This window comes from Belnapia moabensis DSM 16746 (genome assembly GCF_000745835.1).
GTDB lineage: Bacteria > Pseudomonadota > Alphaproteobacteria > Acetobacterales > Acetobacteraceae > Belnapia > Belnapia moabensis.
The window spans coordinates 186,528-197,675 of the sequence record NZ_JQKB01000001.1 but is presented as its reverse complement, the minus strand read 5'-3'; the positions used below and the strand labels follow the sequence as shown (position 1 = coordinate 197,675).

Here is an 11,148-nt window from a genome sequence, read left to right as displayed (position 1 = left end):
AATTCTTTTGTGGATAACCGGGGCAAATCGCGGCGGCGCGCTGAAGTCCCGGTGCATGAAGCGTCCCTCTCGTTTACGTTGCCGCGAGGAGATCCCCGCATGACCCTCAACCTGACCCTGCCCGTCATCCAGCACACCGATTTCACCCCGCGCATCACCGTCATCGGCGTCGGTGGCGGCGGGACGAATGCGGTCAACAACATGATCGCCATGGGCCTCGAAGGGGTCGAGTTCGTCGTCGCCAACACGGATGCGCAGTCGCTCGTGCATTCGAAGGCGGAGAAGCGGGTGCAGCTTGGCCCGCATCTGACGCAGGGGCTCGGCGCGGGCGCGAAGCCGGAGATCGGCCGCGCCGCCGCCGAGGAAGCGACGGAGGAGCTGGCACGGCATCTCGACGGTTGCCACATGGTGTTCATCACCGCGGGCATGGGCGGCGGCACTGGCACGGGCGCGGCGCCGGTCATCGCCCGCATGGCGCGCGAGCGGGGCGTGCTGACGGTGGGCGTGGTGACGAAGCCTTTCGACTTCGAGGGTCCGAAGCGCAAGCGGGCCTCCGAATCGGGCATCGAGGAGCTGCAGAATTTCGTCGACACGCTGATCATCATCCCCAACCAGAACCTGTTCCGGATGGCGACGGAGCGCACCACCTTCGCCGAGGCCTTCAAGCTGGCGGATGAGGTGCTCTACGACGGCGTGCGCGGCGTGACCGACCTGATGATCAAGCCGGGCCTGGTGAACCTCGACTTCGCCGATATCCGCACCGTCATGGCGGAGATGGGCAAGGCGGTGATGGGCACCGGCGAGGCCGATGGCGATGACCGCGCGGTGAAGGCCGCTGAGCGCGCCATCAGCAACCCACTGCTGGACGATGCATCGCTGCGCGGCGCGCGCGGCGTGCTGATCAACATCACCGGTGGCTACGACATGACTCTTTTCGAGGTCGACGAGGCCGCCAACCGCATCCGCAAGGAAGTGGACGAGGATGCGCAGATCATCTTCGGCACCTCGGTGGAAGAGGACCTGAACGGGCGGCTGCGCGTCTCGGTCGTCGCCACGGGCATCGATGCACAGCAGGCGCAGGTGGCGGCTCCGGTCGCCGTGCAGGCAGCGCCGGTTGCCGCAGCCGCACCGCAGGCGGCGGGGCTGACCATGCTCCCGGGTGGACGCCCAGGCAGGCCGGCTACGACCTCCGGCATGGCGCCGAATGCTGGGCCGATCGGCGCGCCGCGGGTGATGCCGGCGCGTGGCGGCGCGCTGCGGACCGCAGTCGCGGCAGCGCCTGTCGCCGCAGCTCCGGTGCAGGCCATGCCGTCGCCGAACCTTCAAGTGATGGGCCAAGCCGAGGAAGAGCCGGTCGTTGCCGTGGCACCGGTGACGGCTCCGGTTGCCGTGCCCCCGGCCGCGGCGCAGGCGCCGGCCGTTCCGAGCCGGCCGGCGGCAGGCGGCTTCCGTGGCCTGTTCGGTCTCGTCACCGGCGCGGCGCAGAATGGCATGCGGCGGACGCTGACCGAGCCGACCCCGGCGCCGGTCGCCCCGCGGCTCGACCAGCCGGTGGCGCAGCGCCCGGCCGAGGCGCCGCAGGGACAGGTGGATTTCGAGATCCCGACCTTCCTGCGTCGTCAGTCGAACTGATTTCGCACCGAATTCTGTCGCCTGGAACGGGCCGCCCTCACCGGGGCGGCCCGTTTTGCATCCGCGCTCATCACGGCTTGCGCTTGCAATGTGCGCCGCAAAAATCATTTAATATTAATTGGTTATATCGTAATATGAAGTAATAAGGCTTGACTCGCGCAAGCCAGGAGGCAGTGCCACCTATTGTCCTGGGCAAACGCCTCAACGACATCCTGGATGCTTTCTCCATAGGCTCCAGGTTTCAAACAGGGGTAGGCATGGACGGATACTTCCCGCTTGAGACAGGTCGCCGCCGGACGCTGAAGGCCGCTATCGGCTGCGTCGGCATCGGCCTGCACAGCGGCAAGCGCGTGAGCCTGACCCTGCGCCCAGCCGAGGCCGGGGCCGGCATCCGCTTCCGCCGCACCGATCTTGGGGTCGAGATCCCCGCCTTGTACGACCATGTGGTCGACACGCGGCTTTGCACCGCCCTCGGCTCCGCCGAGGCGCCGGAGGTGCGGGTCGGCACGGTCGAGCATGTGATGGCGGCGCTGGCCGGCTGCGGCGTCAATGACGCGATCGTCGAGCTGGACGGGCCGGAAGTGCCGATCCTCGACGGCTCGGCGGCGCCTTTCGTCTTCCTGATCGATTGCACCGGGCTCGTCGCCCAGGCCGGGCTCGGCCTGCCGGAGGCGATCGAGGTGCTGCGGCCGGTGCGGGTGCAGGAGGGCGAGGGCCCGGACGCCGCCTGGGCCATGCTGGAGCCGACCGGCGGCGACCGGCTGGAGGCGTCGCTCACCATCGATTTCCCGGGCACGGCGATTGGGCGCCAGTCGCTCGAGGCGAGCATCTCGCCGCGCGAGTTCCGGGCGGAGCTGGCCGAGGCGCGGACCTTCACCCTGGCGGAGGATGTAGCCCGGCTGCGCGCCGCCGGCCTCGCCCAGGGCGGCAGCCTCGCCAATGCGGTGGTGGTCGATGGGCCCCTGGTGCTCAACCCGGGCGGGCTGCGCCAGGCGGACGAGTTCGTACGGCACAAGCTGCTCGATGTGGTGGGCGACTTGGCGCTGGCCGGCGCGCCGATCCACGGGCGGTTCAGCGGGCATCGCTCCGGCCATGCACTGAACAATCGGTTGTTGCGGGCGCTCTTCGCCGATCGGGCCAACTGGCGCGCAGTGCCCTCCTTCACCCTGCCGCAGGCGCTGCCGGCGGCCGAGTATGCCACTGCCCGTCAGCCGGCGATGGCGGTGGCCTGAACCTGCCACCGGGTCCTCTTGGCGCACACTGTGGACCCGGGCGGCGGCGTGCTATAAGCCGGGCCCTCCCCTTCGACCGGTCCGTGATGATCCGACGCCTTTCCCCCTTGCTCTCCCTCTGGCTTGCCCTCGCAGCGCTGCCGGGCTGCTCGCTCTTCGGCGGCAACTGGGACGGCAAGCAATCGACCCTCGACACCGAGCGCCAGACGGCCGCACGGGCCAACAACGTGATCGACCGCTCGCCTGAGGGACTCTATGCGGCCGGCATCGAGGCATTGCAGGCGCGGCGCTACCAGCTGGCGGTCGACCTGTTCGATCAGGTTGAGCGCGACCATCCGCTCTCGGCCTGGGCGACCAATGCGAAGATCATGTCCGCCTATGGCGAGTACATGCGCAACCGCTACACCGAAGCCATCGGCGCGCTGGACCGCTTCATCCAGCTGCATCCGGCGCATCGCGACATCGCCTACGCCTATTACCTGCGCGCGCTCTGCTACTACGAGCAGATCGCCGAGGCGGACCGCGACCAGCGCACCACGGAACAGGCCATGGCGGCGCTGCAGGATGTGGTGAACCGCTTCCCCGACAGCGCCTATGCGCGGGATGCGCGGCTCAAGCTCGATCTCGGCCGCGACCACCTGGCGGGCAAGGAGATGAATATCGGCCGCTTCTACCAGCGGCAGAAGCTCTATGGCGCCGCGATCGGGCGCTTCAGGAAGGTGGTCGAGGATTACCAGACCACCAACCACGTCCCCGAGGCCTTGCACCGGCTGACGGAGATCTACCTCACCCTCGGCCTGGTAGACGAGGCGAAGAAGACGGCGGCGGTGCTCGGCCACAACTTCCCCGGCAGCCCCTGGTACCAGGACAGCTACGCGCTTCTGGTCGATGGCGCGCGGCCCGCTCCGGGCGACCGGCCTGGCTTCGCGCGCCGGGCCTGGAACTGGATTTTCTAGCCAGCTCATGCTCGCCTCCCTGGCGATCCGCGATGTGGTGCTGATCGAACGGCTCGACCTCTCCTTCGGGGGCGGGCTGACGGTGCTGACCGGCGAGACGGGCGCCGGCAAGTCGATCCTGCTCGACAGCCTCGGCCTTGCCTGCGGACAGCGGGCGGAGGCGGGGATGGTGCGAGCCGGTCAGCAGCAATGCTCGGTCGCCGCCGGCTTCATGCCGCCCGAGGGGCATCCGGCCCATGCCATCCTCGCCGAGCAGGATATGGAGGCGGAGGAGACGCTGGTGCTTCGCCGCACCGTGCAGGCGGATGGGCGGAGCCGGGCCTTCGTCAACGGGCAACCGGTCTCGGTCGGGCTGCTGCGGCGGCTGGCCGCCACGCTGGTCGAGGTGCAGGGCCAGCACGACCAAGTGGGGCTGGCCGATCCGGCGACCCATGCCGGGCTGCTCGATGCCTTCGGCGGGCTTGAGGGCAGGCGGAATACCGTGAGTGCGGCCTGGCGGTCCTGGCGGGAGGCCGAGCGCAGCCTCGCCGCGGCACGGGAGGCGATCGCCGCAGCCCAGCGGGATGAGGAATTCCTTCGCCACGCGGTGCAGGAGCTCTCGGACCTCGCCCCGGTGGAGGGCGAGGAGGAAGAGCTGTCGCAGGAGCGGCAGCGCCTCCAGCAGGGCGAGCGCCGAGGTGAGAGCATCGCCAATGCCCTGGCCGAGTTGCAGCCGAAGGACCGGCGGCGCGGCGGGCCGGCGGAGGCGCTGCGCAATGCGGCGCGCGCGCTGGAGCGGCTGCCGCCGCCCAATGAGGAAGCCCAGGCTATTGTCGCCCTGCTCGGCGCCGCGCAGGACTCGCTCGCCGAGGCGGAAACCCTGCTGCAACGGCTGATGCTCGAGGACGGGCCCGATCCGCGCCGGCTCGAAGTGTTGGAGGACCGGCTGTTCGGCCTGCGGGCGGCGGCGCGGAAGCATGGCGTCGCCGTGGTCGAGCTGCCGGGGCTGCTGGTCTCGCTGAAGGAGCGCCTTGGCGCACTGGATGCGGGAAGCGGGCAGGTGGCGCGGCTGGAGCAGGCGGCGGGCGAGGCGCGGCGGGCCTATCTGGCGGCGGGCGAGGCTTTGTCCTCTGCGCGGCGCGAGGCGGCGGGGCGGCTGGAGCGGGCGCTCGCCAAGGAGCTGCCGCCGCTGAAGCTCGACCGGGCGCGCTTCTTCGTCGAGGTTGCGGCGCGGGAGGAGAACGGTTGGGCGGCGGACGGGATGGACCGCGTCACCTTCCTCGTCTCGACCAATCCCGGCCAGACGCCGGGGCATTTGCAGAAGATTGCATCGGGCGGCGAGCTGTCGCGGTTGATGCTGGCGCTGAAGGTGGTGCTGGCACGCGGCTCGCCGGTGCCGACGCTGATCTTCGACGAGGTGGATGCGGGCATCGGCGGCGCGACGGCGGCCGCGGTCGGCGAGCGGCTGGAGCGCGTGGCCGAGCGGTTGCAGGTGCTGGTGGTGACGCATAGCCCGCAGGTGGCGGCGCGTGGGGCGCAACAGTTGCGTGTGGCGAAGCAGGTGAAGGGCGAGCGGGCGACGACGGTGGTGGAGCCGCTCGACAAGCGCGAGAGGCGCGAGGAGATCGCGCGGATGCTGGCCGGCGAGCGGGTGACGGATGCGGCGCGGGCGGCGGCGGACAGCCTGCTGACTGGCGGGTTGCTGTGAGTCTGCGCAACCTGCCGCCCGAGAAGCTGACGGAGGGGGAAGCCGCTGCCGAGCTCGCGGCGCTGGCGGCCGAGATCGCGGCGGCCGACATTGCCTATCACCAGAACGATGCGCCCGAGATCACCGATGCCGAGTACGATGCGCTGCGGCGGCGCAATGCGGCGATCGAGGCGCGCTTTCCGGAGCTGAAGCGCGCCGACAGCCCGAGCGAGGCGGCACCGGGCGCGGCGCCGGCGGCGGGCTTCGCCAAGGCGCGGCACGGCACGCCGATGCTGAGCCTCGACAACGTCTTCAACCCGGAGGAATTCGCCGAGTTCACGCGGACCATCCGGCGCTTCCTCGGCTTGCCGCAGGAAGAGGTGCTGCGCTTCGTCGGCGAGCCGAAGATCGACGGGCTCTCGGTCAACCTGACCTATGAGAACGGCGTCTTCGTCCGCGGCGCGACGCGGGGCGATGGCACGCAAGGCGAGGACATCACCCGCAACCTCGAGACGCTGCGCGAGGGCGAGCTGCCGCGGCGGCTCGGGCCGGATGCGCCGGCGCGGATCGAGATCCGTGGTGAGGTCTTCATGGCGAAGGCCGACTTCATCGCCTTCCGCGACGAGCAGGCGAGGCTGGCCGAGGAGCGGGAGCAGAGGCGCGCACGCGGCGAGAAGGTGGGACCGGAGATCCGCATACCCGCCAATCCGCGCAATGCGGCGGCAGGCTCGCTCCGGCAGCTCGACCCGGAGGTGACGGCGCGGCGGCCCTTGCAGTTCTTCGCCTATGCCCAGGGCGCATCGAGCACGCCGGTGGCGGAGACGCATTCCGGCTACCTGGAGGCGCTGAAGCGCTGGGGCTTCCGTGTCAATCCGCTCTCGGCGCCGCTGCCGGACGAGCATGCGGCGGCCGAGTTCCAGGCGCGCATGGGCACGGAGCGGGCCCGGCTCGACTACGATATCGACGGCGTCGTCTACAAGCTCGACCGGCTGGACTGGCAGGGGCGGCTCGGCTTTGTCGGGCGGGCACCCCGCTGGGCGGTGGCGTGGAAATTTCCGGCGGAGCGGGCGACGACGACGCTGCTCAGGATCGAGATCCAGGTCGGTCGGACGGGGGCGCTGACGCCGCGGGCGGTGATGCAGCCGGTCAATGTCGGCGGCGTCATGGTGCAGCATGCGACACTGCACAACGAGGACGAGATCGCGCGCAAGGATGTGCGGATCGGCGACACCGTCGTGCTGCAGCGGGCGGGCGACGTGATCCCGCAGATCGTCTCGGTCGTGCTGGAGAAAAGGCCCGCGGGCGCCGAGCCCTTCGCCTTCCCCGAGCGCTGCCCGGCCTGCGGCAGCCATGCGGTGCGGCCGCCGGGCGAGGTGGTGAAGCGCTGCACCGGCGGGCTGATCTGCCCGGCACAGACCGTCGAGCGGCTGAAGCATTTCGTCGCGCGCAATGCGATGGACATCGAGGGGCTCGGCGAAGAAAACATCCAGACGCTGCACGACGAGGGGCTGGTCAAGGGCCCCGCGGATATCTTCCGCCTCGCGGAGCATGCGGAGCGGATGCGGGGCTGGGAGGGTTGGGGGGCACGCTCGAAGCGGGGCGAGGAGTCGAAGAAAGTCTCGAACCTGCTCGCCGCCATCGAGGCGCGGCGGGCGCCACCTTTCGACCGCTTCATCTTCGCGCTCGGCATCAGGCGCATCGGCGAGGCGAATGCGAAGCTGCTGGCGCGGCATTACGGCACCTTCCCCGAGTGGCGGGAGCGGATGCTTGCGGCGCGCATCATCGGCTCCGAGGCCAGGGAGGAGCTGGGCTCCATTCAGGGAATCGGGCCGGCGATCGCGCAGGAGCTGGTCGATTTCTTCGACGAGCCGCGCAACCTGGCGGCGCTCGACGACCTGGTGCGGGAGGTGGTGCCGGTGCCTGTGGCGAGCGCGGCGGCGGACAGCCCCTTCGCCGGCAAGACGCTGGTCTTCACCGGCACGCTCGAGACGATGACGCGGCCTGAGGCGGAGGCGCGGGCGGAGACGCTGGGCGCCAAGGTGACGAAGAGCGTCTCGGCGCGGACGGATTTCGTCGTGGTCGGCGCGGATGCGGGCAGCAAGGCGAAGAAGGCGGCGGAGCTCGGCCTCCGCGTGCTGAGCGAGGCGGAATGGCGGGAGATGGCGGGGTTCGGGTGAGAACCCTTCCTTAATCCTCGCAGGGCCATGCTGGGCGAGCAAAACGCATCGCAAGGCCATGCTCACCGCAGCAGACCTCAGCCTCTGGGCCAGACAGGCCTATACCCGGGCAATGCCAGGCACAGCCGGCGGCAATGCTGGCGGCCCAGCCGCCACGCCACCCGCGGCCGGCGGACGGACGCAGGACAGCGTCGAGTTGTCGGCGCAGGCGCGGCTGCTGCTGGGCCTGATCCAGGCGATGAATGGCGGGCAGGCGCAGCCTTCGGCGCCGCAGGTCTATGGGCCGCCGGGAATCAGGCTGACCGCGCCGGGATCGGGGACGCTCAGCGGGGCGGGGACGGTCACGGCGGTATCGGGCAGCAAGGGGCCACCAGCGATCGCGGGGGTGGAGGTCGACCCCGCCTCGACGGGGAGCGTCACTTCGAGCGCGGCCATCGCCCCGGCGGGTGGAGCGATGGTGGAAGTCAAGGCGGCGGCCGGCGACAATCTCATCAGCGCCTATGCGCTGGTCGCGGACCGGGCGCAGCCGGCCTCGCTGCGCGTCAGCACGGGCGGCGGGAAGGACCTGATCGCGGCTGAGACGACGGGGCGGCTCAGCCTTGATGCCGGGGCGGGGGATGATCAGGTTTCGGCGCGCTTCGGGGATTTCAGCGACATCGACCTTGGCGATGGCGACAACATGGCGACCGTCACCGGGCATTACGGCACGGTCCGCAGCGGCAAGGGCAGCGACGTGATCGCGGTGCAGGGGATGGGGACGACCGTCTCCTCCGGTGCCGGCAACGACACCGTCAGCGGGGCGCAATGGGTGAATGCGGGGACGGGCAAGGATACCGTCTATCTCGGCAATGCGGAGCTCTCGACGCTGCTCTACCGGCCGGGCGACGGGGTGGATGAGATCGTCCTGCCGCCCCTCGAGAGCGGCCTGCGGCAGGGCGGTTCGCGGCCGGTGATCGGCGACGAGAGCGGGCTAATCGAGGCGCAGACGGTCGGCCTCGATGACTGGAGCGGATTCCGCATGGAGTTGCCGGCCGCAAGCGAGCCAGGACATGGCAGCGCCCATGCCGCGCTGGTGCTGCAGGGCTTCGGGCCGGGGGATGTGACGGCGACGCTCACCGGCACGGACCTCACCCTCACCATGCCGGGCGGGGGCGACTCCATCACCATCCGCAACTACACGCCTGGGCGGGTGAGCTTCGTCTTCGACAACCGGGCCAATGGCGGCGAGGTGACGGGGACGCGGAGCCTCGCCGGGGTCAGCTGAGCGGGCTGCAGGCCTCCTCCAGCCAGGCTGCGGTGGCGGCGTCGCAGCCAGGGGCGATCAGGGCGAGGACGCGGGCGTGGTAGGCGTCGATCCAGTCGCGCTCGGCGGGTGAAAGCAGGGCAGATTCGATCAGGGCGCGGGCATAGGGGGCGAGGGTCAGGGTCTCGAATTCGAGGAAGGGCTTCACCTGGTCGGGCTGAGGCTCGGCGTCACGGACGAGGAGCAGGTTCTCGATGCGGATGCCGTACTGGCCGGGGAGGTAGTAGCCGGGTTCGTCAGACAGGATCATCCCGGCAGCGAGCGGAACGGGCTTCGCTGCGCGGCTGATGGAGGCGGGCCCCTCATGCACCGAGAGGAAGCTGCCGACACCGTGGCCGGTGCCATGGTCGAAGTCGAGCCCGGCCTGCCAGAGGGCGCGGCGGGCGATGGCGTCGATATGCGGCCCGGCGACACCTTTTGGGAAGCGCAGCGTGGCCAGCGCGACATGGCCCTGAAGGACGCGGGTGTAGCGGGCGCGAAGCGCCTGGGGCGCCGGACCGGGACCGGTCCAGAGCGTGCGCGTCACATCGGTGGTGCCGTCGAGGAACTGGGCACCGCTGTCGGTCAGGTAGCATTCGTCCGGGCGGATGGGGCGGTTGGTTTCCGGCGTCGCGCGGTAATGGATGACGGCACCGTTCTCGCCGGCGCCGCTGATGGCGGGGAAGCTCTCGGCCTGGAAGAGCGGCACCTCTCGGCGGAAGGCAAGCAGGCGCTCGGCGGCGCTCATCTCCGTCTCGCGGCCCTTGGGTGCAGCGGCGGCGAACCAGGCGAGGAAGCGGGCGAGCGCCACCGCATCCCGCCTGTGGGCGCTGCGGGCACCTTCCCGCTCCACCGTGTTCTTGCAGGCGCGCGGCAGGCGGCAGGGATCGTCTCCCGGAGCGATGGTGGCGCCGACCTCGCGCAGGCGGGCGGCGAACCAGGCGGGCGTCGCCTCCGGGTCGAGGCGGACCGCCTTCCCTGCAAGGCCAGCCAGGGCGGCAGGAAGCTCGGTGCGAGGGCGGACCACGACGTCATTGCCGAGATGGGCGCGGGTCTCGGCGGGGACCTTCGCCGGATCCATGTAAAACTCGGTCGAGGCATCGGCGCGCAGCAGGGTGAAGCCGAGGGCGAGCGGGGTGTGGTCGAGGTCGCCGCCGCGGATGTTCAGTAGCCAAGCGAGGGAGTGGGGGTCGGCGAGTACGGCGGCGTCCTCGCCGGCGGTGCGGAGGGCCTCGGCGGCGGCGGCGCGTTTTTCCGAGGCAGCGACGCCGGCATAGCGCAGCGGGTGCGGGCGGGCCTCGGCCATGGGCGGGGCGGGGCGATCGGTCCAGATGGCGTCGAGCGGGTTGGCCGACAGAGGGACGAAGGTGAGGCCGGGGCGCTCGAGGCGGGCCAGGGCACCTTCAGAGTGGAGCCAGGGGTCGTAGCCGATCCGCTTGCCAGCGGCGTGCTCGGCGAGCCAGTCGGCGGCGGGCTGCTCGGTGATGTGGCGCTGCTCCCAGAGTGCCGTGTCGGTCTGCTGGGCCGCCTGGGTGGTGTAGCGGCCATCGGTGAAGAGGGCGGCGCGGTCCATCAGCACCACGGCGAGGCCGGCGCTGCCGGTGAAGCCGGTGAGCCAGGCGAGGCGCTCGCCGGAAGGGGGGACGTACTCGCCGAGATATTCGTCGGCGCGGGGGATGAGGAAGCCATCGACCCCGGCGCGGGCGAGTTCGGCGCGGAGGGCGGCGAGGCGTTCGGCGGGGGTCATCGGCAGTCCTCACGAATTGGTAAAGCAAAAATGCAGGGTATTTCAGAAAGGCCTGCGCCAGTCGCATGGCTCTGCTGTGCTCTTCGCACGGGCAACAATCTGCTTTCGTGCCTAATTGCTGCAGTGCGAAGCGAGACGGGAAAGACCGCCTCGCAAGGATTGGAACCCAGACAATGGACGCCCGCATGACCAAGGCGGAGGCAGCCCTGCTCCTCCCCCTGCCCCGCAACCCCGCCGCCGAGCAGATCGCTTCGCTTCGCGAGGCGGCTGGCCGCGCGAACCAGGCGGCCCTGCTGCGCGGCCTGGCGCGGATCGCCGATGCGATCGTCGGTTGGCCGGCCCGGGCCCGGCTGCGCGCCGAGCTGGCCTCGCTCTCCGAGCGCGAGCTGACCGATATCGGCCTGACCCGCGGCGATCTCGATAGCGTCGTCCGCGGCGAGCTGAAGCGCTAAGGCA

Annotated in this window: 8 protein-coding genes; 7 read left to right on the top strand and 1 reads right to left on the bottom strand. The window is 70.5% G+C overall.

Features of this window, described 5'->3' with window-relative positions; translation table 11 throughout:
• The first annotated feature begins 99 nt into the window (after positions 1-99).
• The 6 genes from ftsZ (at position 100) to EP26_RS00895 (ending at position 8,927) form a co-directional block, all read left to right on the top strand.
• Complete coding sequence (ftsZ, locus tag EP26_RS00920; protein ID WP_043334596.1) at positions 100-1,632, top strand: cell division protein FtsZ; 1,533 nt, start codon at positions 100-102, stop codon at positions 1,630-1,632.
• A 257-nt stretch (positions 1,633-1,889) separates the two neighbouring features.
• The gene (gene lpxC, locus EP26_RS00915) at positions 1,890-2,864 is read left to right on the top strand and encodes a UDP-3-O-acyl-N-acetylglucosamine deacetylase (RefSeq protein ID WP_084112240.1); all 975 of its coding nucleotides are present in this window, start codon (positions 1,890-1,892) and stop codon (positions 2,862-2,864) included.
• A gap of 86 nt (positions 2,865-2,950) precedes the next feature.
• Positions 2,951-3,820, top strand: coding sequence for an outer membrane protein assembly factor BamD (locus EP26_RS00910; RefSeq protein ID WP_043334593.1), 870 nt, complete (start codon positions 2,951-2,953; stop codon positions 3,818-3,820).
• Between the two features lie 7 nt (positions 3,821-3,827).
• Entirely contained in the window at positions 3,828-5,507 is a 1,680-nt protein-coding gene (recN, locus tag EP26_RS00905) for a DNA repair protein RecN (RefSeq protein WP_043334590.1), read from the top strand.
• Positions 5,508-5,509: 2 nt separating this feature from the next.
• Positions 5,510-7,663 (top strand): NAD-dependent DNA ligase LigA, encoded by a 2,154-nt coding sequence (gene ligA, locus EP26_RS00900; RefSeq protein ID WP_052388653.1) that lies wholly within the window; start codon positions 5,510-5,512, stop codon positions 7,661-7,663.
• A gap of 58 nt (positions 7,664-7,721) precedes the next feature.
• Complete coding sequence (locus tag EP26_RS00895) at positions 7,722-8,927, top strand: hypothetical protein (protein WP_043334588.1); 1,206 nt, start codon at positions 7,722-7,724, stop codon at positions 8,925-8,927.
• Here EP26_RS00895 and EP26_RS00890 read toward each other — a convergent pair.
• The gene (locus EP26_RS00890) at positions 8,920-10,692 is read right to left on the bottom strand and encodes an aminopeptidase P family protein (protein WP_043334587.1); all 1,773 of its coding nucleotides are present in this window, start codon (positions 10,690-10,692) and stop codon (positions 8,920-8,922) included. The genes EP26_RS00895 and EP26_RS00890 overlap by 8 nt on opposite strands.
• Before the next feature lie 173 nt (positions 10,693-10,865).
• On the opposite strand from EP26_RS00890, the gene EP26_RS00885 reads away from it, so the two are divergent.
• The gene (locus EP26_RS00885; protein ID WP_043334586.1) at positions 10,866-11,144 is read left to right on the top strand and encodes a DUF1127 domain-containing protein; all 279 of its coding nucleotides are present in this window, start codon (positions 10,866-10,868) and stop codon (positions 11,142-11,144) included.
• The last annotated feature ends 4 nt before the right edge of the window (positions 11,145-11,148 follow it).